The 22,539-nt window shown below is 70.4% G+C and carries 10 protein-coding genes; 4 read left to right on the forward strand and 6 right to left on the reverse strand.

All coding sequences use genetic code 11. From position 1 onward, the window contains the following. Positions 1–190: 190 nt before the first annotated feature. The 3 genes from ACZ3YL_RS41600 to ACZ3YL_RS41610 all read left to right on the forward strand — a co-directional run bounded on the left by ACZ3YL_RS41600 (position 191) and on the right by ACZ3YL_RS41610 (position 11,761). Positions 191–10,000, forward strand: coding sequence for a LamG-like jellyroll fold domain-containing protein (locus tag ACZ3YL_RS41600; protein WP_465662965.1), 9,810 nt, complete (start codon positions 191–193; stop codon positions 9,998–10,000). 10 nt (positions 10,001–10,010) lie between these two features. Then, positions 10,011–10,598, forward strand: a complete 588-nt coding sequence (locus tag ACZ3YL_RS41605; RefSeq protein WP_465662967.1) for an SMI1/KNR4 family protein — start codon at positions 10,011–10,013, stop codon at positions 10,596–10,598. 386 nt (positions 10,599–10,984) lie between these two features. After that, positions 10,985–11,761, forward strand: a complete 777-nt coding sequence (locus ACZ3YL_RS41610; protein WP_465662969.1) for a hypothetical protein — start codon at positions 10,985–10,987, stop codon at positions 11,759–11,761. A 116-nt stretch (positions 11,762–11,877) separates the two neighbouring features. Here ACZ3YL_RS41610 and ACZ3YL_RS41615 read toward each other — a convergent pair whose 3' ends face one another. The 5 genes from ACZ3YL_RS41615 to ACZ3YL_RS41635 all read right to left on the reverse strand — a co-directional run bounded on the left by ACZ3YL_RS41615 (position 11,878) and on the right by ACZ3YL_RS41635 (position 18,850). After that, positions 11,878–12,384, reverse strand: a complete 507-nt coding sequence (locus ACZ3YL_RS41615; protein WP_465662971.1) for a hypothetical protein — start codon at positions 12,382–12,384, stop codon at positions 11,878–11,880. Positions 12,385–12,607: 223 nt separating this feature from the next. Continuing rightward, positions 12,608–13,582: a TniB family NTP-binding protein gene (locus ACZ3YL_RS41620; RefSeq protein ID WP_465662973.1), complete on the reverse strand. Its 975-nt coding sequence runs from the start codon at positions 13,580–13,582 to the stop codon at positions 12,608–12,610. A gap of 191 nt (positions 13,583–13,773) precedes the next feature. Then, positions 13,774–16,311, reverse strand: coding sequence for a transposase family protein (locus ACZ3YL_RS41625; protein WP_465662975.1), 2,538 nt, complete (start codon positions 16,309–16,311; stop codon positions 13,774–13,776). Continuing rightward, on the reverse strand, positions 16,308–17,213 hold the full coding sequence (locus tag ACZ3YL_RS41630) for a TnsA-like heteromeric transposase endonuclease subunit (RefSeq protein ID WP_465662977.1): 906 nt from the start codon (positions 17,211–17,213) through the stop codon (positions 16,308–16,310). Before ACZ3YL_RS41630 ends, ACZ3YL_RS41625 begins: the two co-directional genes overlap by 4 nt. Before the next feature lie 260 nt (positions 17,214–17,473). After that, the gene (locus ACZ3YL_RS41635; protein WP_465662983.1) at positions 17,474–18,850 is read right to left on the reverse strand and encodes a DNA-binding protein; all 1,377 of its coding nucleotides are present in this window, start codon (positions 18,848–18,850) and stop codon (positions 17,474–17,476) included. 165 nt (positions 18,851–19,015) lie between these two features. Here ACZ3YL_RS41635 and ACZ3YL_RS41640 point away from each other — a divergent pair, with 165 nt between their 5' ends. Further along, entirely contained in the window at positions 19,016–19,264 is a 249-nt protein-coding gene (locus tag ACZ3YL_RS41640) for a hypothetical protein (RefSeq protein WP_465662979.1), read from the forward strand. Between the two features lie 809 nt (positions 19,265–20,073). On the opposite strand, the gene ACZ3YL_RS41645 is transcribed toward ACZ3YL_RS41640, so the two are convergent. Next, on the reverse strand, positions 20,074–20,712 hold the full coding sequence (locus ACZ3YL_RS41645; RefSeq protein WP_465662981.1) for an SMI1/KNR4 family protein: 639 nt from the start codon (positions 20,710–20,712) through the stop codon (positions 20,074–20,076). Positions 20,713–22,539: the final 1,827 nt, after the last annotated feature.

The following is a 22,539-nucleotide window of genomic DNA, read 5'->3' on the forward strand; positions in this document are numbered from 1 at the left end:
TCGCGGGCCATCTTGCGGATCACGGGCTTCGGGTCGGCAGTGCGGTACATCTCCACCGCACGCCGTCGCAACTCGGGCGGGTACTTCATCGGTGCGGCCATGGCAGAGGCTCCCTTCTCATGGCCCATCAGGCCATCTCCGGCAACCTTCCGCACGTCGGGGGAACCTCAAGCAGGTCACCCTGACGAACATGGCGGCCAACTGGTGGAACTCCAACAGCATGCAGGTCAAAGCCCGCCTGTTCGACACGAACTGGAACGAGCAGTGGTTCAACGCCCCGCTCACCGGCGTCTCCGGCCTGGTCAAGACCTATGACTCCGTGACCGTCAACGGCGTGATCCCGCCGCTGCCGCTCGGACGCTCCTACTACCTGTGCTGGGACGGATACGTCGGCGGGACCACATCCCTCCACGACTCCTACTCGATACCCTTCGGCACCTGCACCCCAGTCACCGCAGCCGACACCGCGCCCCAACTCGACGCGCTCGCGCCACCCAACAACACCGTAGTCGGCAACCTCACCCCACAGCTCTACGCCACCGGCCACGACCCGGACAACTACCCCGGCACCGGCCTGTCCTACGACTTCCGCGTCTACACCAACCCGGCGTCGGGAGACCCGCAGCTCATCGCGGAGTCGGGCTGGCAGCCCAGCACCTCGTGGGCGGTGCCGACAAACAAACTCGCCTGGAACACCAGCTACCTCTGGAACGCCAAGGTCGGCGACGGCATCGGCGAGAGCCCACTGTCCGGCACCATCGCTTTCACCACCCAGGTCCAGCAGCCGGTGATCACCTCCCACCTCGGCGGTGCCGTCGGCGACGGCGCAGGCCGGCCCTTCGACGCCAAGGTCGGCAACTACACGACTGCGGCGACCGACGCCGACGTCAAGAGCGTCGGACCGGCGCTGACGGTCAGCCGCTCCTACAACTCCCTGGACCCGCGCACCTCGACCCTGTTCGGCAGCGGCTGGACCTCCAACTTCGACATGCGGGTGCAGCCCGACAACGACGGAACCGGCTCCGTCGTCCTCACCACCGCCAGCGGCCGAGCCGCCCGCTTCGGCGCCGACCCGAACAACGGCGCCCTGTACACGCCGCCGTCCGGCGAGTTCCAGTCCCTCACCAAGGTCGACGCCGGCTTCGACCTGATGGCCAAGGACGGCACCCGCTACGAGTTCCACGCCGCCTCCGGCACCGGCTACGCCCTGTCCCTGGTACGTGACGCGCTCGGCCGCACCCAGGAACTCAGCTACACCAACGGCGCCCTGACCACGGTGAAGGACACCACCTCCGGCAGGATGCTGCACTTCGAGTGGACGGCCGGCAACCGGCACGTCGCTAAGGTCTACACCGACCCGGCCACGGGCACGGACGGAAACACCTCCCAGACCTGGAGCTACACCTACAACACCAGCAACCCCGACCAGCTGGACCAGGTCTGCGCCCCGGCGACGGGCGGGAACACCGCACGGTCCTGCAGCAGCTACTCCTACACCCCCGGCTCCCACATGCGCTCGGCTGTCCTCGACTCCGCGCCCGTCTCCTACTGGCGCCTCGGCGAGTCCTCCGGCACCACCGCGACCAGCGAGGTCGCCGAGAATCAGGGCAACGACAACGCGACGTACTCCGCCACGGGCGTAACCCTGGGCACCCCCGGCCCGGCGGCGGCCGCGACCGCGGCGACCTTCGACGGCAGCAGCGGCTACGTCACGCTGCCGCAGACCGAGCTGTCGACCTCCTCCTACGCGTCGGTGGGACTCTGGTTCAAGACCACCGGCTCGGGCGTGTTGTTCAGCTACCAGGCGGAGACCTTCCCCGGCAACGGCACCACCGGTGGCGGCTACACCCCCGCGCTGTACGTCGGGCAGTCCGGCAAGCTCCACGGCAAGTTCTGGGCCGGCTCCTCCAACCCCATGCAGTCGGACAAGGCGGTCAATGACGGCCAGTGGCACTTCGCGATGCTGTCCGCCGCCGGAAACACCCAGACCCTCTACCTCGACGGTCAGGCCCAGGGAACGCCGCTCGCGGGTCCCGTCCTTGCACCGGGGCAGCAGGCCGGTGCCATCGGCGGTGGTTTCACCAGCGGCTGGTGGCAGGACAGCCCGTTCACCGACTTCACGGGCCGGGCCAGCTACTTCACCGGCAGCATCAGCGATGTCGCCTTCTACAACCGGACTCTCGGTGCCCCGGCCGTCCAGGCCCTGTGGCAGGCCGGCAGCCAGCCCTCGACCGAGCTGTCCGGGCTGAAGCTCCCCTCCGGCAAGTCCCGGCTCACCATCACCTACGACACCGCCAAGGACCGCGCCGACCGGATCACCGACGAGAACCTCGGCACCTGGAAGCTCAACGCCCCCACGGTGACCGGGTCCTCCCAGGAATACCGGGGCAGCGTCATGGGCTCCCGGCCGACCGACTACTGGCGACTGTCCGACGGCGCCGGCGTGCAGGCCGCCAACCAGGTCTACACACCGCGGCCGATGCCCAACAACGGCAACTACGCCAACGTCGACCACGGAGCGGCCGGCCCGATGAACGGCTCGGCCGGCTCCGCGTCCTTCGACGGAAGCACGTCCTGGGCGGAACTGCCCGCCGCCTACGCCCCGCAGAACGGTCCGGGGGCGCTCGCTCTGTGGTTCCGTACGGACCGCGCCGGCGTGCTGCTCTCCTACCAGTCGTTCCCGGTCAACGGCACCCCCAATGGTTCCACCGACCACTGGAACCCGGCCCTGTACGTCGACAGCAACGGCAAGCTGCGAGCCCAGCTGTGGATGGGCGATGCCGCGCAGACCCTGGCCAGCGGTGCCACCGTCACCGACAACAAGTGGCACTTCGCGGCGATCTCCGCCGACACCCAGACCAGCCAGACCCTCTACCTCGACGGCGCACCCGTCGCCGGACCGCTCAACGGCACGATCACCCCCAACGGCACCAGCCACGTCTTCCTCGGCGCGGGCAACGTCACCGGCGGCTGGCCGCAGCCGCCGACGGACCGGGCCGGCCACTTCAAGGGCCAGCTCGCCGACGTGGCCGCCTACCCGCACGGTCTGAGCGCCGCGACCATCTCCTCGCTCTACCAGCTCGCCACCGCCGCCGACGCCACCCAGTACGACGACGCCGTGGTCGACAGCAAGCCCACCGGCTACTGGCGCCTCGGCGACACGACCGGCAACCAGGCCACCGAGCTGATCTCCTCGGCCGCACTTGCCCAGAACCGCGGCAGCTACCACAACACCACCTGCTGCCAGAACGGCCCCTGGGCCTCCGGCACCTCCACGGCCACCGGCTTCAACGGCACCAACGCCTACGTCCAACTGCCGCCGAACACCGCACCCACGCACTGGGGCGCGGCCACCCTCGAACTCTGGTTCAAGACCACAGCCCCCGGCACGCTGTACAGCTACCAATCCTTTCCGATCGACGGGAAACCGAACGGCTCCACCGACCACTGGAACCCCGCGCTCTACATCGGCTCGGACAAGAAGCTCTACGGCGCCCTGTGGACCGGCTCCGCAGCCAACGCCCTGGTCTCCTCCACCACCGTCACCGACGGTGCGTGGCACCACGTTGCCCTGGCCGGCGACGGCAACGGCCAGACCCTCTACCTGGACGGCGCCCCCACAGCGACCAGCACCACGGCTCTGCCCATCACCTACAACGGATCGGCCTACGCCTACCTCGGCGCCGGCTGGACCGGAGGCGGCTGGCCCAACCCGCCGTCCGACCAGGTCGGCTACTTCAACGGCACCATCGCCGACTTCTCGCTCTACCGCTACCGGCTCACCAAGGACACCGTCTCCGGCCACTACAACCGCGCGACCTCCGCCGCCGTGGTCGGCGGCATCGACGCCGCGAACGCCTACCGCGCCAAGATCGTCCAGGACAGCGCCACCGGCTACTGGCGCCTCAACGACCCGTCCGGCTCCTGGTACGCCGCGAGCCAGCTCGGCGACGCGCGCCCCGACGTCAACACCGGCAACCTGACCGACGTCCTCCTCAACGGCAACGGCCCCTCCAGCGACCCCAACCAGCGCTCCGCCGTCTTCAACGGCACCACCTCACAGATCCAGCTCCCCTCCGACGCCGCACCCATCCACGGCCCGGCCAGCATGGAACTCTGGTTCAAAACCACCAGCGGCGGCCCCCTGTACAGCTACCAGGACTTCCCCGTCGGATCCCCGCCCGGAAACACCTGGAACCCAGCCCTGTACGTCGGCTCCGACGGCCGCATCCACGGCGAGTTCTGGATGGGCTCAGGCGCCGTCATGACGTCCGACCGCACCGTCAACGACGGCAACTGGCACCAGGTCGTCCTCGCCGCCGACGACAGCGGCCAGACCATCTACATCGACGGACAGCCCAGCGCCTCCGACACCAGCGGACGCAAGATCACCTTCAACGGCACCCCGTACGTCTACCTCGGCGCCGGCACCACCACCGGCTGGAACTGGACCGCAGGCGGCGCAGACCACTTCAACGGCAACATCGCAGAAGCCTCTTACTACACCAGCCGGCTCGACGCCACCACGGTCGCCGCCCACTACAAGGCCATGGGCGACGGCGGCACCGCCGCACCCGTCACCACCGCCACCGTCACGGACCCGACCGGCTACAACCTGATCTACCAGTACGACACCCGCTCCTCCCGCCTGCTCTCCCGCAGCGACGGCTACGGCAACACCACCCGCTACACCTACGACACCGCCGGCTACCTCTACGCCGTCAGCGACCCCAACGGACACACCATCACCACCGGACACGACGCCCGCGGCAACACCGTCTCCCGAACCACCTGCCGCGGCGCCGGAAGCTGCCAGACCAGCTACGCCACGTACTCCCTGGACACCGGCAACCCGTTCAACCCGGCCAACGACAAGATCCTCACCTCCAGCGACGCCCGGTCCTCCGGCCCCGCCGACACCACCTACACCACCCGCTACACCTACGACGCCAACGGCCAGCTGACCTCCACCACCGGCCCGGCCACGCCTGACTTCCCCAAGGGCCGCGTCAGCTACACCCTGCGCACCGACGCGACCACCCCCGCCCAAGACGGCGGAACGGCACCGGTCGGATTGGTGCGAGCGCAGACCGGCCTGCTCGACGCAGCCGCCTACCCCGACCCGGGCAAGATCCCCACCGACCAGCAGACCACCTACGCCTACCGCAGCAACGGCGACCTGGCCTCCATCGCCTCACCGCTGCGCCCTGCGGTCACCTACGGCTACGACAACCTCGGCCGCGCCACCAGCCAGTCCTTCAGCTGTGACGACTGCCCGGGGGGCTCTCCCACCGCACCTCGGACGCTGGAGACCGATTACACCTGGGACGGCCAGGGAAACCAGGTCACCCGTACAGATCCGTACACCACCGACGCCGTCACCGGCACCAAGCACACTCGGCAGACCACCAGCACCTACGACGTCGACGGCAACCAGATCGGCCAGACCTTCGCCGACACCACCGGCGGCGACCCGGCCCGCACCACTACCTGGACGTACGAGCCCGACACCAGCCGGGTGAAGCAGGTCAAGGACCCCGCCGGCCACCTCACCTCCTACACCTACGACCGCTACGGCAACGTCGCCACCCGCACCGACGCGGCCGGCACCACCTACAGCTACAGCCACTCGCCGATGGGCCAGCTGCAGCAGACCGCCGTGACCAACTACACCGGCAACAGCGCCACCCCGACCGCGCCGCGCTGGCAGGTCGTTGACTCGCGTGGCTACGACCCCGCCGGCCGCCCCGCCACCGACACCGACGCGATGGGGCGTACCACCCACACCTACTACAACGACGACAACACCGTCGCCGAGATCGACCTGGACGGCTACCACAACGCCGACGGCACGCTGCGCAACGTGGTGCTCCAGCAGAACACCTACGACGACGCGGGCCACCTCACCCAGCAGGTCACCGGCGGCGGCAAGACGACCACCGTCACGGCGTACGACGCGGCCGGCCGGGTCACCAGTACGAGCGTCGACCCCGGTGGCCTCAATCGCACCACCGCGTATACCTACGACGTGGCCGGCCGGCCGACCAGCGTGGTCAGCAGCGGTGGTGCAGACGCCGCGACCTCCGCCCAGACGGACTACGCCTACGACGTCACCGGCAACGTGCTCAAGCAGACCGCGCGCAACCAGCCCGCCGACTCGGTGGTGGCGTACAGCTACAACAGCCGGGGCCTGCGCACCAGCACCATCAGCCCCAACGGCAACGCGGTCGGCGCCGACCCGGTCGCCTACACCAGCAGCACCGGCTACGACGAGGCCGGACGGCCGACCGTCACCACCGGCCCGCTGTTCAACGCCGAGGCCTACGACCCGGCCACCCGCGGCAGCCAGCTGCAGCAGATCCGGCCGATCAACCGGACCGGCTACGACACCTTCGGGCAGGTCACCTCCAGCGTCGACGCGCTGGGCAACACCGTCACCAACACCTACGACCTGGACGGCAACCGCGTCGCCGTGGCCGGCGCCGCGTACACCGACCCGCAGTCCGGCAGCACGATCACACCGGCCTCCACGGTCCAGTACGACGCGCTCGGGCGCCCCGTAACCAGCGTCGTCGACCCGACCGGCCTCAAGCTGACCAGCACCACGAACTACGACCAATTCGGCAACGTGGTCCAGGTGACCCTGCCACCGAGCGGAGGCGCCACCGCCCCGACCGTCACCAAGTCCTACGACCTCGACGGCGAACTGCTCGCCACCACCGGCCCGACGGGCGCTGTCAGCCAGTCCACCTACGACGACCTCGGACGGCGCATCACCAGCACCCAGCTGGAGCGCTACCCGGCCGCAGCCGCCTACACCTCAACCTTCACCTACGACGACGCGGGCAACCAGCTAACCTCCACGACGCCCGGCGGCGCCGTGAGCAAGGCCACCTACAACGCCGCCGGCCAGCTGCTCAGCGCCACCGACCCGACCGGCGTCACCGTCCGCTCCGCCTACGACGCACTCGGCCGCACCAGCCGGGTCATCAAGGCGGACGGCACCGCGACCGCCACCGGCTATGACCGGCTCGGGCGGGTGCTGAATACGTCCGACGTGGACACCTCGGGTGCCACCGTGGCGACCCAGTACGCCACGTACGACCCAGCGGGGAATACCCTCACCGCCACTGACAAGGTGGCGAGCAGCGCAGACGTCGCCGCACACGCGCGGCAGTTCACCTACAACCCGGCCGGCCTTCCGGTCCAGCAGGTCGAACCCGTCTCCGCCGGGCAGACGATCACCACGTCGGTCGGCTACGACGCCGGTGGGCGCAAGACCCGATGGACCAACGGCAAGAACATCCCTACCTATTACACGTACAACTCCCTCGGTCTCCCCGAGTCGACCGTGGAGCCGCCGACCACGGCGCACCCCACGGCCACCGAGGGCCTGTTCACCACCAGCTACGACGCCGCCGGGCGGGCCATCACCCTGACCGAACCGGGCGGAGTGGTCCGCCACCGCAGCTACGACGGCACGGGCAACCTGACCCAGGAGACCGCCACCGGCGCCGAGGTGACGACCCCGAACCGCACCCTCGGCTACGACCCAGCCGGCCGCCTGATATCCGCCGGCACCCCCGGCACCACGCCCGACACCTACACCTACAACGACCGCGGCCAGCTCCTCACCTCCGCCAGCCCCGGCGGCACCGGCAGCTACACCTACAACGCCGACAGCCGGATGACCGCCCGCACCGACGCGGCCGGCACCACCTCGTTCGGCTACAACACGGCCGGACAGCTCACCAGCGCAACCGACCCGCTGACCGGCGCCGTGGTCGGCTTCGACTACGACACGGCCGGGCGCCTCACCACCGAGCGCTACGGCACCGGCGGCGGCACCCGCACCTACGGCTACGACAACCTCGGGCGACTGCGCGATGACGCCATCAAGAACCCGAGCGGGACGACCGTCGCCTCGATCGGCTACGGCTACGACCTCAACAACCGACTGGCCACCAAGACGACGACCGGCACCGCCGGAGCCGCCACTAACCAGTACGGTTACGACCTGGCCGGGCGCCTCACCTCCTGGAGCAGCGGTCCGAGCGCGACTGCCTACACCTGGGACGCGGCCGGCAACCGGACCTCGGCGGGTGGTGCCACCTCCACCTTCGACGAGCGCAACGAGCTGCTGAACGACGGCGCCACGGCCTACAGCTACTCGGCCCGCGGCACGTTGACGGGCAGCACCGCCAAGGACTCCCAGCCCAAGGACATCCAGTTCGACGGCTTCGACCGGATGGTCAAGGAAGGACCGTCCACCTACACCTACGACTCGCTTGACCGCGTAGCCCAGACCGGGAACACCACCCTCACCTACGACGGCGGCTCCAACAACGTCGTCACCGATGGCACCGCCAGCTACACCCGCACCCCCAGCGGCGGCCTCCTCGGGACGGCGAGCACGGGTGCAGCGCCCAACCCGCGCCTGGTGATCAGTGACCAGCACACCGACGTGGTCGCCACCATCGACCCCAGCGGCAAGAACGTCGCCGGATCGACGGCCTACGACCCCTTCGGCAAGCCCATGGCCAGCGCGGGAACCACCAACTCCCTCGGATACCAGGGCGGCTGGACCGACCCCGCCTCGGGCGACGTCAACATGGCCGCCCGCTGGTACCGCCCCGGCAGTGGCACCTTCGCCTCCCGCGACTCCTGGCAGCTGGGCACCAACCCGTCCGTCCAGGGCAACCGGTTCACCTACGGCAACGGCGACCCGCTCGACTCGACGGACCCGTCGGGGCACAGCCCCTGCGAGACCATTCGACACTGGGTCCCCTGGCGCATCCCGCTCGTCTGCATTCCCGATGACCCCATTGACCTCAGGAAGTTGACGGGACAGCCGGAACATCCGGAGGACTTCGCGGGCGGGGATTGGGCTGGTGGCAATGATGATGCAAACCCTTGGACCTTGCAGGGTTACAGCACGACGATGACGTTCGCCCCACCCCCGTTGCGCCCGATCGAACACCTTGGCCCGCTCCCCGGCCATGGCGGAGACGGCGGTGGCGGAGGCCGCAGCCACCCGGGCCCGAAGCACAAGCGCCCCGGCCCGCGGACGCCTGGCCCTACTCTGCCCAGGCCCAAGCCGCCCACGGACACCCGCCCGCTCAACGACAACGACCGTCCGCATGCATTCAGCGACCTGATCGACTTTGCTACCGACACCATTGTCACCGTCGGTACCGCTTTCGTTGCAACCGTGGCCGTCGAAGGCGCCCCGGTCGTCGTCGGCACTGCTTCTCTCGTCGGCTCCGGCATCGTCGCCGGCACCGGCGCCCTGATCGACCTTGGCGAGGACGTCTACAACGCCATCAACGGAGGCAGCGGTAATCCCGCCCCGGCGCCGACGGCGAATCCTGGGCCGACGCCAACCACAGAGCCTTTGCCGATCCCATGGCCCGATCCGTCGGATCGGGGCGGTAAGAACCGTTGGAGGCGCAAGGACACTGACTGTGACGACGGGCCGGGATTCTCCGATACGGGGCATGCCATGTACCTTCCTCGAGAGAAGTACTACGACGACTTCTCAAAGCGAAACGAGTGTCGTGCCACAGGTACCTGGTTTGCTCTTGACGGGAGCGACTACAATCCGTCGAAAAATCCGAAGAAGGGAACGGAGACTTCGAGTATCACTCCGCCGGGTTTCGCTGAGATCCGGTCCCAAGGCGAAGATGCGGCGAGAGGTCACATGCTGCCAAAAGTCGCAAGCGGTGCGGGCACGGATCTGCGGAATCTGGTGGCGGAGTACTATGCGACAAACTCCCCGTTCCTGAGTACTGGCGTTGAAGCTGATATTAGGGATGCCATGAAGGCCAACAAGCATATCGTTGGCGAGATAGTTCCACACTGGGCCAGTCCGAATTCTGGGATCTATGCATCAAAGGAGTATAATTATGTAGTTATTGAGGACAAGCGGACAGTGCATTGTATTGTCTATCAGGCGCCATCTGGAGGAACTACCAATGGTGGCTGCCCTAACATGCCGTAAGGATCGATGCATGCTTGACTATGTGGGCCTGGTGACTGCGGTGGTGGGTGAGACGCCAGCTGCTCGGCTGAACCATGCGGACTGGAGCGGCCTTGAGGCTGAGCTGGGCACGGAGCTCCCTGGCGACTTCAAGGAGATCGTGGCGACATGCGCTCCGATCCAGCTCAACGTCCATCTGACTCTCTGGCATCCGAGTACTGAGCTCTTTAATCTCGCGCAGAGGGTCGATCGAGGCGTCAAGTCCTTCGAGCGCGTTGACTGGCAGCGAATCGCGGTGCGATTTCGGGGGGAGATTCCACGCTTCGGGGGTCCGGAAGGACTTATTCCAGTGGCGGGAACAGATCGAGGTGAGACGGTCTTCCTGTTCAAGGATGGAGGGCCGACGCCCTGGCATGTCGTGGGGTTCTCCGATGACGGCGAGCACTTCCATGAGTATGAGATGAGCTTTTCCGAGTGGCTGTATCGCTACCTCTCGGGCGAGGAAATGATTGGTCCTGGCAGTGGAGTCTTCTATCCCGGTCCGTTGATCATCGAGGACTTGCCGCGCTCACCTGGTGACCCGGTTGTTGAACGGCGTGGTCCGGATCGTGGAGTGTGATTCGACGTGTCAGAAGCCGTTGTCTTTCCAGGAGTGACGTGTGCATATGCGCTGGTCAGGCATAGGGCAAGTATTTCGGCGGCAAGGACGAGTTGTCGTCCGTTCTGTGAAGGTGCCGGGTGCCATCGGTGATGGGGCTGCTGGAGGAGCCTGAGCGCGCCGCTTGGCAGCGGGTGGAGGCCGCTTCAGGCCGAGCTGTTGGAGGCCGTGTGTGAGCGGTTCGTGATCGCCTGTGAGACGGTGGCCGAGGTCCTGGCCCCTCCTTGCGAAGGTGAGGAAGGGCCGCCGGTCATGGTGGCCGGTGAGGGGTCGGGGCGGGATCACCACGGCGCCGCAGTGACACGAAGGGATCGCCCCGGAGCCGGTGTTTGACAGAGCACGGGCAGGTGGTGCTGGTGCTCGCGGCGGTCCTCGCCGGCTGCGCGGACGCCGAGGACCTGGCCGGCGCCGATGTCGCGCGGGTTCCATTGGACGGGCGGGCCGGGCTGCTGGGGCTGCTGCGGACGGGGGCGTGGTTCGTGGTGCGGGCCAGCCCCGCTCCGCCGGGGCTCGGCGCCGAGCAGCGCAAGCAGCTGCTCGCGCGCTCGACCGCGACGCGTTCCGCGCGGTGCAGGCGCTGGCGGAGGGCGTGCTGCAGGCCCACCTGGCCGCGGCCGCCGGCCGCGTGCCGACCGTTGGGGAGGCCGTTGGGGAGGATCTGGACCCAGACCCTCGCCCTGTGGGCCGCCGGCCCCACCGACCTGCGCACGATCGACGGCATGTGCCACGCACCGATCAGCGCCATCCTCACCATCACCGCGGACGGCACCGCCGACGACGTCCTGCCTCTCCTCGCCCAGCTGCGCGCGGCCGCCCTGACGGGCTGTGATGGGCGGCCGTCCGCAGGCGCGTGCGGCGGGCCGGGAGATCGGGTCGCGCCGGGGCACGACGGCGGCGTAGGCCGACTCCGCTCCGCCGACCCGCTCCCCAGCTGGCCGGTCAGCGGCGGCGGGCAGAGGGCGGGGCCCGAGGCAGAGGCAGAGCAAACTTACTCGGCGGAGACGGGCTGCGGCCCGGGCTCGGGCCGAGGACCCCGCCGCATCCGTCTTGGCCGCTGCCTACGCCTGCACGGTCCGCTGTTTCGGGCAGAGAAGCTCTTCCTGCCTACGTCTGACGGCGGCTGAGGCAGAGTACATCCTGGCCCGGACAGTCGAGTCCGGGGTGCTTTGAGCGCTAGGGCACGAACAGGTCTGTACGGCAAAGGACTTGGGCCCGCTGCTGCCTGCCCCGTACCTCTTGATCAGGGTGTCCAGGGTGGCGAGGGGGTGCCGTCCGGTTCCAGTCCGTAGCGCCACGGGGTGGTGGTGAGAAGTTTGCCGGCGTTGGCGGCGTTCAGGTACAGCTCTGCTGCGCCCGTGGCGTCGCCTGCTGCGGTGCGCAGTGCTGCCAGCTCGTTCAGCAGGGAGGGGTCGGTGCCGGCAGCGTTGATGAGGATTTCGGGGGGCGTTGTTACGACGTGAAGAGGGCTGTGAGCTGGGGTTCTGTGGGTTGAATGCGAGAGGGTTTTGGGGTGATGAGTGGCCTGGTTGTGGCGTGTGGGCTCGGGTTGTGGCAGCTCGGGTGATTCCGAGTCCGGGTGTCGTGGGTATTGCCTCGATCTAATGGCTGTTTTGGTGTTTTCGCTGGTCAGGGTGGTGCTGGCTGGTGTGGTTGGGAGGTTTCCGGGTCTGTTGTGCGGCGGGTTCGGCGGGTTCGGCGGGGGGCCGGGAGTGGCCGGCGGTGGTGTGGCGGTCTTCTCGGTGAGCATGCGGTGTTCTCGCCCATGGGCCGATACCCGCAGGTAGCGGATGACCAAAGGAGATGGCGCCGGGGGCGGGAAGTGGGGCGTGTGGTGTTCTCGGTGAGGGTGTTCTCACCCGATCAGCGATGCGGGCAGGCGCGCGACGGGGTGGCGGTGGGCAATTGACGGGTGGTCAGTGCCGCCACGGTGCGGAGTTGCTGTCCACGGTGGCGGTTCCCCGGAGGGGTGCCTACCGGATGCGGGCCTGTCGTGGTGTGTGGTGGGTTTCGGCTTGGTGGTCCAGCCGCACACTGTCGAGGGCGGTCTTGGTGATGCGTTCGGTGCCGTCCAGGATCGCGGTCTGGGCGGCTTCGCGGATCAGGCGGGTGAGACTGCCGATCCGTCCGGCGGTGCGTTGGTGGAGATAGGCCGCGTGGCGGGGCAGGGTGCCGGGGCGGTGCCGTGCGAGGTCGAGGGCGTTCTCGAGGTCGGTCACCAGGTCGGTGAAGGGACGGCGGGTACCGAGGCGTGCGGGCAGGGAGCCGGTCTCGATCAGGGAAGCACGAGCGGCGAGCTGGGCGCCGCGCACGCCGGTGAACAGGGGTGTGGTGGTGACGTCGATACCGGCGTAGACGAACGTGGCGCCGACCTGCTCGGTCAGGTCCTTCAGCAGGTCGGCGGCTTCGGCGCCGGTGGTGGTGCGGGGGTTGAGGCGGTGGATCTCGTCGATCAGCACCAGCCGGACCCCGGCCGCGTTGTAGGTGTGGGTGACGGCCTGCATGAGCTGGGCCTGGGTCATGCGGGTGGTGGTGGGGATGCCGAGGTAGCGGGCGAACTGCGCGGTGAGGGTCTTCGCGCTCGCCCCGCCGGGGACGAGGACGTAGGCGACCGGCACCACCGGGTGCGCGTCCCCTGGCGGGGCGGGGTGTTGGCGGTGGTGGGCGAGGTGGCAGGCCCGGCCCACTTCCAGCAGGGCGGTGGTCTTGCCCGTCGCCGCGGGCCCGGTGAGGATCAGGCTCGGTCGGGCGGTGGTGCGCTGATACCTGCCGAGCAGCATCAGGCGGCGCACGCTGGTGGCGAGGGAGTCGATGGCGGGGGTGCGCACCGTCACGAACTGCGAGTAGTACGCGAGCCGTTCCTCCACGGTGCGCCCGGGACCCCCGGGGCCCGGCGAGGCGGGGGAGGGGACGGTGGCGAACTGAGCGAAGCCCCGCCAGGTGTCCACCTCGTACGGGGACGGCGCCTCCTCCGTTCCCGCCGGACGGGCTGCCTCGCCCGCGTCCGGTGCGCCGGCTGCGCCTGGGCGTCGGCGTACGGGTGCTGTGTCCGCGGGGCGTGCCGCGTCTCCCGTCGGTGGTCGGCCCTCTGGGGCGGTCGCCATGGCGTCGGGCTCGGTGTTGGTGCGCGGCCGGCGGTTCACCACTGTTCGGCCTCCTTGTGCGCGTCCCACAGCCCCAGCCCGGTGTAGGGCGGCGCGGGCAAGAGGCGTTCCGGTACGGCGCCCTCGTTCCAGCCGTCGTCCTCGGGGTCATCCCCGTCCTGCTCCTGGCCGGCCGGGTTCTCTTGGCGGTTATCGCTCCAGGGGTTCTCGCCGCCGGTGCCGACGCCGCCGTTGTCGTCAGCTCCAGCGGTGTCGGCGCCGTCGTTCCGGCCGTCGTCGGGGTCGAAGCTGTCTTCGGTGTCGTCGGGGTCCAAGAGGCCGTCCGCGTCGTCGGCGAGGCCGTCGTTGTCCGGGCTGTCTTCGCCGTGGACGGGGGTGCCCGGGTGACTGTCGGCGGGCGGCTGGGCCCATGACCGCGGCGGGTCGGCCCGCCGCGCGCCGGCCGCGGCGGGCTCGTCGGTGGCGCCGGGTCGGGGCAGGCGGTCGCCGGTACGCGGTGCGGGCTGCGCGTCGGCCTTCCCACCGGTGCCGGCATTGACGGTCGTGGTCGTGCTCGAGGGCGGTCGGATAGCTGTCTGGCCGGCGCCGCTGCTGGCGGCCGGTTGGCGGGTGGCTGGTGTGGGGTGGGGGATGCGGGCGGGCATCGCGCGGGACAGGACGGCTTTCTCCGTGCGGGTGGCGCCTCCGGTGTGGGCGCGGCGTTGGAGGTCGTCGAGGGCGTGGGCGAGGTCGGCTTCGCGGTGCTCCGTGCTTTCCGAGCGGTGGGTGAGGGTGGTGCGCAGGTGGTGCCAGGTGCGGTCGTCGAAGGGCTGGTGGACGTGGTCGCGGTGGATCCAGGGGATCTCCACCAGGTGATCGTGGCCGGGGAGGCGGATCCAGATCTGGCGCAGGTCGTGGGGGTTGTGGTGGACCTCCCACCGGCCGCCCCGGCCGGTGACGGGGGAGGGCTGGCCGCGCCAGGGGCCGAGGAGGTCGGCGTCGTAGGTGCGTTGTTCGAGGAGGATGCCGTGGTCGTGGATGACCAGCCACCGCACCGGCAGCAGCTCGAGGTAGTCGCGGCCGGTGAAGGGGAGGGGGACGTGGCCGGCGACGGCGACCAGCGCGTCCCACATCTGCATCGGCGTCAGCTTCACTTTGGGCATGGCGGGGTGGCGCAGGCCCTGGTGGGGGCGGTGGTGCCAGTGGACGAGCCACTCGTCCAGCAGGTCCTGCAGCTGGGGGACGCCGTAGCGGGCGTGTTTCTCGACGTCGCGCCCGCGCTGGGTGACGTTCGGCCCGGTGTAGCCGGGCACGTGTTGCCACAGCAGGGTGTTGAGGGAGCCGAAGGTCCGCTCGACGATGCCCTTGGCGGTCGGGGCGTGCGGGGGTGCGGGCTGCACGCTGATGCCCAGGGTGCGGCACGCGGCGGTGAACGTGGCGGACAGGTAGACCTTCCCGCGGTCCACCACGATCGTCTCCGGCACCGCGACGGGACGCGCCGCCGCCGAAGCGAGGCGCTCGTCGACGGTGATGAGCGCCTGCCGGTGTAGTGCGGGAGAGTGGTCGAAGCGCAGCACGTCCGGCCAGCTGGGGCGGGCCGGGTGGGGGACGGCCATCTCCGCCAGCAGCAGCGCGGCATCGACGGCCTTGGTGCTGGCCGGGCGCAGGACGGCGGCGAGGATGGCCCGGGTGGCGACGTCGACGGCGATCGTCAGCTCCGGCCGGCCCAGGGTGCCGTCGTCGAAGACCGCGAGGACGTCCAGACGGGTGGTGTCGATCTGCACCTGCTCGCCCGGGCGCAGTGCCACGGTCGGGGTGAACGCCCGCCCTTCCCGGGGCCCGGGGACGCCGTCGCCGCGACCATGCATGTCCTCGCGCGGATCGGACAACGTCGCCACCAGCCGGTAGAACGTGGCCTGCGAGCACATCGCCACCTCACCGCCGTGACGCTCCGCCAGGATCCGGGCCGCCACCGGGAACAGGGCCTTGACCGTGCCCTTCGAGCGGCCCCGGCGGCGCCGGATCGCGTCCTTCACCGCAGCCACCACCCGCTCGTCCGTGCGCCCCGCCGGCACCGACGGCTTGGTGGTGCGGTGGGCGACCAGCCCCCACAGGCCCTGCTTGCGGTAGTCCAGGCGCATCTTCTGCACCGTGGAGCGGGAGATCTTCCCGAAGCCGATCGCGGTGAGCTCCTCGGCCTTGGCCCGCTCCCGCTCGGCGAGGGTGTACCGCTCGGGGTCGTAGCACTCCTTGAGGACGTGGCCGGCCTCGGCGCCGTCGGGATGCCCGGTCTCCACCTCGCGGATGTGCCGCAGCCACGCCAGTGCGCGCTCCCGGGCCGCGGCGGGCGCGGTCTCGAACAGGCCCCACTGCGGTGCTGCGCCCACCGCGCTGTCCTGCCGGGGGCCAGCCAGAGCGAAGGTGGGATCGGCGAACAGGTACCCGGACAGCACCACCAGGTCCTGCTCGCCCTCGGCGGCCAGATGGACCCGTTGGCCGGACAGCGCCACCACCTGCCACCGCACGCCCCGGAAGTCGACGTGCCCGCCGACCCCCACCACTGGCCGCCCGCCGTGCCGCGCCACCCTGCTCACCGCCCCGCCTCCTCAGCCCCATGCGAACCCGCGCCGCCGCCGGCGCTCCGCACTGACGGCCCGCCGCCTGCACCGCCACCCCGGCCGCCACCTCCTGCGCCGCTGCGCCCCGTTCCCCGGCCGGATGCCCGGCCCGAGCCTGTCCCGGAGCTGCTGTTCCTGCCGGGAGTATCGGCAGGCCCGACCGGGGCCCGCTCGTGCAGCCCGGTCTCCAGAGACGTAGTTAGATCACCGCGCCACAGGGCATGGAAGACGGCGGGCAGGACCTCGACCGGGTCACCGACCGCCTCCACGCCCTCGATCATCGGCCTGGACCGCGCGAACGCCGCCAAGACGGCGGTCATCAGGCCGGGGCGGCCCTGGTTGCGCGGGTGCCGGTAGCCGGCCAGCCACTTCAGGTTCGCAGCCAGCAGCGGCTCCAACGGCGCCAGCCGCTCGTAGCGCCAGCCGATCTCCTCACACGCCGCCGCCACCGCAGCACCCGCTCGCAGTGCCCGCTCGCCACCCGCCTGCGCGTGGCTAGGGCAGTCGGCCAGTAGCGCGGTGCCGTCCGCGTAGCGGGCGAACAGCTGCGGCACCCACGAACGCACCTGGCCCCGGCGGTCGCGCCACAGTAGCCGCATGGGCCGCCCGGCCAGTCCCGTCACCCGCGGGTCACGGTCCAGGACGGTCAGCTGGGCGCGCATCGCGTTCGACCCGGCCACCACATGGCCGCCAGTGGTCGCCGACCACCACAGCCCCGGCCCCCAGCGCCGCCCGGGCGGCACCGGGAACGCCGATACCGGGTCCAGATCCTCGAAGGCCACGGTCAGCGCGGCGTCCGCCCACCGCTGCTGCACCGCCTGCCCGAACGGGTCGAGGAACACCGCTTCGAACCCCGCCCGCCGATCCACATCCGCCACGCCTGCCGATCTGGCCGTCCGGCCCGAACCACCAGCAGCGCCCGCGTTGTCCATGCCGTTCACGATTCTCAGCCAACCCCGCGCATACGCCCACGCGGACGGCTTTCCCCGTTACCGCTCCACTCCGTGACCTGGTGCGGTAGAGCACCCCGCCGGCCTCCCGCGTTCTTACCCGGGCCCACGCCCCACCACCGAACCCATGCCCGGCACCGCACACACAGCACTGCCCCGTACCCGGAGCGCTCCCGCCCGACGGCCCATCAGAGCCCATCCACCACCCTGCCACCGGCCCTGAGCACCTCAGCGAGCGCGCCCGAAGACAGCCCCGCCCACGCGGCCACGTCCTCGCCCCGCACACCGGCCTCCACCGCCGCCTTCGAGACCTCCAGCAGCGCCTCCTCCAACCGCTCCACCGCGTACCCGATCCCCGTCAACAACCGCTCCGCTGCCTCCGTGCTGCTGCCCCGCTGCGCCCCACGCAACTGCAGCAGCTGCTCCTCGGCGCTCTCCAACAAGCCGCTGATCAGCATGCGCCGCTCCGGCTCGACCGCCGAGCGCCACACCGTCCCCGACCCCGGCAACCGCGCCTCCTTCGTCAGCGCCCGCAACTGCGCCGCCATGCTCGCCGGCTGAAGCTCCCGGCGCACCCACCACAACTCGTCCCTGTACCCGGGCGGCACGGCCACGCCGCGGCGTCGGCGGATCACCGCTCCCATCCAGGCGATCAGCGGCCCGCCGTAGTCGACCGCGGCCAGCGGCCCCAGCCATGGGCGTCCCACCCGCTCGCCCAGCCGCCGGCAGAACGTCCCGTCCGCCGGCAGTGCCCGAGGCCGCCCGGCCCCGCTGTCCCGCCACGCCAACTCGGCCATCATCGGGTCCAGCAGCGCGGCTGCGACCTCCACCACCTCCGGGAAGACGGCCGCGTCCCGCACCAGCGCCCGCCACCGCCAGAAATTGCCGCCCGCGTCCCCGCCCGCCAGGGCGTGCAGCCGCGCGGGCCACACCCGCTCATCCGGCCACTCCAACGCCAGATCCCACCACCGACACACCACCGCCCACGCCACCGAGAACACCTCCCCTGGCCCCACCCCCGCCCGCACCGCCCGCCGAACCACCCCCGCCCACCGCCGCTGCGCCTCGACGACCTCCGGCAGGCCCCGCAGGTCCAGGAACTCCAGCGCCTGGTCCGCATCGGCGTCCAGCAGCCACCGCCCGTGCCGCGCACACACCCGCTCCCACCGCTGCGCGTACCGCACCACCCGCACCGGCGCCCCGGCCCGCCGGCCCGCGCACGACCGGCACCCGAACGCCACCGGTCCCACCACCGCACCGCCCACCCGCCACACCGCCCCAGGGCCGCCCCCGGCCGTCCGTGTGGCCAGCTTCTCGTCCTCCAGCCCCCATGCCGGCAACGCCCGCCCCAGCACCTCCTCGCCGACCCCGCACAACCCGGCCAGCACCCGCCGCCCGGCCGCATCCAGCACCACCTCGGCATCCGCCCGCAGCGCCCCGCCCTCGTGCCGCGGCCGGTGGCCGCGCCACTGCCAGTGCGTCAGCAGAGCGGCTTCGTCCAGGCCGTAGCGGGCGGCGACCCGGCCAACGAGCGAGTAGGTCGTCTCCCTGGTGAACGGAGACACACGCAAGATCCCGGGAACCATGGCCCCAGCCTCGCGGAGAACAGCAGGACCCGAAGGCAGTTCCCTCCTTCCCGCGCCTTGCCTTCTGCTTTTCCCGCCCTGTCGACCAACAGCACGCGCCCAGATCCCCCGTACGGCCAACGCCGCGCTGCGCCCGTGCTGGACGTGCCAGGGCTCGATCGGCGGGGGAAGGAGGGCTCGAAACTGGAGCTGCGGGAGAAGGCCGGCCCGGATCGGCTGGAGTGCCAGCAGTGCGAACAGGTCCGCGCCGTCAAGGACTTGGGCCTGCTGGTGCTGCCCGTCCCGACCAAGCGCGAGCAGGTGGCGGCGCTGGTCTCCACTCCAGACGATCCGGGGTGGGAGGACCGCGTGCTGCACGCCAAGCTCCTCCCGGCGAGGGGCCGCCGGGTGTGACCTCCTGGTGCTGGGGGCGTGAAATAACCTCGGATGGCGGATTGTCTGGACCTTTGGTTGGACCTGTTGGAGGCTCCGGCGGGGTTGGTGCCGTCCGGGCTTCGGTCACTGTGTGTGATGGGTGGGTGGGGTAGGGGGTCCGGTGGGGCTGCTCGCGGGTGGGCTCGGTGTTGTGGGCTGTTTTCGGGGGTGAATTCCGCCCGGTATCCCGCCCAGTTGTTTTGGCGGATTGGCTGCCTGGTGTGGTGTGAATTCGGGGTCGGAATTGCGGCGGCTGGGGGTTGGTGTTCGGTTTGGTGTGGGTTGGGCCCGGTGTCGTTCGGGGCCTGCTGCGCCCTGCTCGGCCGCCGCCGTCCCGGGCCCGCCGTCCAGGCCCCGCTCCGTCCGGGGTGGCCGTCTGGGCCGCGCCGTCCCGCCGTTCTGGGGCTGTCCGGGCCGTGCCCGCGGCTGTGCCGTTCGCTGGGTGGCTGGGTGGCCGTCCAGGGGTGGTGTGGGGGTTGTCGCGTGTGCTGTCGCGTTGCTTGTCGCGATGGGGTGCTGTCGTGTGGTGTGACGTGGGCGGATGCCCCTGTTCCCCTGTGTGTGGTCTGGGCGCGACAGGTGGGTGCGACAGGGGTGCCGGGGGCGGGGCCGCGGCTGCTGCTCGGTGGTGGCGGTCGGGAAGGCCGGCCTTCTCGACGGCCTGGTCCTGGTGGTGGTGCTCGGCGGTTGTCCTGTGCCAGCGAAGATGGATCACTTGCCAGTGAAGGTGGACCGACGCCAGTTTGCGACGGCGAAGTTGGACCGGTGGGGCTCTCGTCGGGCAACAGTCATGACGCGGGACGAGGCCTCAGGTTCTGCTCCTCCTCCCAAGCCTCGTTCGCTTCGATGTAGATCGGTTCCAGGTACTCCCAGGGGTCGATGCCCTGCTCGCGCATCGTGTGCTCGGCCCGCCAGTGAATGAACCGTGAATGGGGAGCTCCGAAGACTAGGCGCTCATCGAAGTCGATGTTCGAGGCCTCGGTGAGCCACTTCACCAGGAGGCCGGTCATGCTCAGGTCGAACTCCACGAAGGGGTGATACCGCTCCCACAGAACAACCGGCCACTGTTCCGGAATGGCGCCCGTCGTGCGCCAGTAGACGGCGCCCCACAGGTCACCGTTGCCGTCCACCAAGCGGAGCCCGCACACCAGCGCCCCGGGCTCCGGCCACAGCGGATAGTCGGACTTCGTGTGCAAGAGCCATGCGGTCTTCTCGGGGGTCGGGGTCATTTGACCCACGGACGGGATCCCCGACTCGTGCTCTCCGCGCACAGGGGGGAGCACCATCAGACACTGGTCAACGGTGCCCACGCCGTAGACGGCGACAAGGTCGCGGAAATCAGCCGGCAACTGGCACCCGAGCTCCTGCTCAACCTCCAGCCAGTCGAGTTGCTCCCCGGCCTCCGGGCCGGGCGGCATCAGCGCCATGAGGCGCTCCACATCAGGGTGCACGGTCGCCGTTCCTCCACAGTCGCATGATCACGAGCGGCCCAACTGTACGACCGCAGCGTCACGCCCTGGCCGTCTCGACTGGATCAGAGTGGTCAGCACTAACAGAGAGGGCATCGCCCGCTCGCGCCACATCGGTCCAACTTCGTTGTCCCAAACTGCGGAGTGATCCATCTTCGATGGCACGACTGGCCGACAGTCCAACTTCAGCGGCATGCCGTCCGCCTTCGCTGTCACACGTCAGCGGTCGGTGGCGGGTGGCCGGGTGGTGGGTGGCGGGTGCAACGCGGGGGTGCAACGCGGTGTTGCGCTGGGGTGCAACACGGGGCCGTGTTGCGGGTCTGACCAGGCGTTATGTGGCTGGGAGGGGCCCGGGGCGGGCGTGTTGCGGTGCCGTGTTGCACCAGCCGCGCCGGTTGGCCGGCCTCGACGCCTTCCCGCGCCGCCTGGTGCCGCGCCCGCTGCTCGGTCCGCCGGCCTCGGCGGGTTCCCGCTGCTCTGCCCGCGCCCGTCCTGCCCGGCGCTGTGCCGCCCCGCCCCGATGCTGCGCCCTGGTCGCTGTCCTGGTCGGCCGTCAGGCCGGTCCCGCTGCGTCCGGCTCGGCCCCGTCCAGGCGGTGCCCCTGGAGGCCCCTGGTGGCTGGTCTGGGTCGCCGTCCTGGCCGTCCCGGCCCCGGGCTGCCCGGCTGTCTCCGGCCCGTCCTGGCCGCCGTCCAGGCCGTCGCCCCGCTGCGCCCGGGTAGCGGTCCGGGGCCCCCGGTGTTCGGTTTGGTGGTGCTGCTCCGGGAATTGCCCGGTTGGCGGGTGCGCGCTGTTTTTTCTGGCGGTCTTGATTGGCAGTTGCGGTGTCGGTGGCGAGGGCCGTAGGCCCCTTTCCGGCGTGCCTGAATTGGATTTCTTCTCGCTGCGCCGTGAGGGGCTTTCGGATTGCGGCCTGAAAGAGGGTGGAAAAGAATTCGTATTGCCGCCGGGAGGGCGTCCGGATAGAACCGGGATGAACGGTTGTCGCGAGGTTATGTGTTCGCGTCCCGCGCCCGTTCGCGGGCCGGTAGGATAGAGCCGTACGACGCGCCGGGAAGCACTGCCGGAAACGCTTCGTATGCCCGCCGGGGATTCCCGGTTGAGGGCCCGTCAGGGACCGCCGTCCGGGCCGCTCGTGAGGGCCCGCCACGGAGCCGAGCACGACCGAGCACGACCGAGCCGGACCGGTGGCCCGTAGGTGGCCCCCGAGGGCCGCAGGCCCCGCTCCGGGGGCGGCGGATGGGCTGACAGCCCAGCAACCGCAAGGCGGAACCGGCCATCGTCCGGGACCGGGGGAGCGGGCCTGGGGTGGGGTTGTGGCTAGTACCCGAAGTCCACGACACATCGTCAACGCCCGGCGCCGCAGGCCCGGGCCGGCACCCCCCGCCCGATCGGGGGAAGGGGCCGCTACCCGAATTTCGCGTCACATCGTCAACGCTCGCCCCCGGGCGCAGCCCGGGAAACCCTGCCAGCAAACCGGCCCGTAGGGCCGTGAAAAGGCCAGCACAAGAAAGCCGGAAAGCCGAACGAATGACGGGCCGTAGGCCCGGGACAATGCCACCGGGAATGGCAGAGCGCAGCGACGCCCGACGCCCGCCCCAACGGCGCGTGCCGCGCCCACGAATTCGCCACCGGCGAATTCCCCCAACCACTCACCGCCCAGCCCGGCGCAGCCGGGCCACACCACGCACGGTGACGGCGTAGCCGGCACCCCCCGGCTGACGCCGCGTCAGCGGCGCCTCGGCCGCCAGGCCGAGGGTAAGGCCCTTTAGGGCCTTCCGCCCCC

It is taken from the genome of Kitasatospora sp. NPDC023176, from assembly GCF_055560495.1.

Bases quoted from the DNA above. Each gene is read 5' to 3' on its own strand.
- ACZ3YL_RS41600 (WP_465662965.1), top strand. From the start codon at position 191: ATGGCGGCCAACTGGTGGAACTCCAACAGCATGCAGGTCAAAGCCCGC.
- ACZ3YL_RS41605 (WP_465662967.1), top strand. From the start codon at position 10,011: ATGCTTGACTATGTGGGCCTGGTGACTGCGGTGGTGGGTGAGACGCCA.
- ACZ3YL_RS41615 (WP_465662971.1), bottom strand. From the start codon at position 12,384: ATGCTCACCGAGAAGACCGCCACACCACCGCCGGCCACTCCCGGCCCC.
- ACZ3YL_RS41645 (WP_465662981.1), bottom strand. From the start codon at position 20,712: ATGGCGCTGATGCCGCCCGGCCCGGAGGCCGGGGAGCAACTCGACTGG.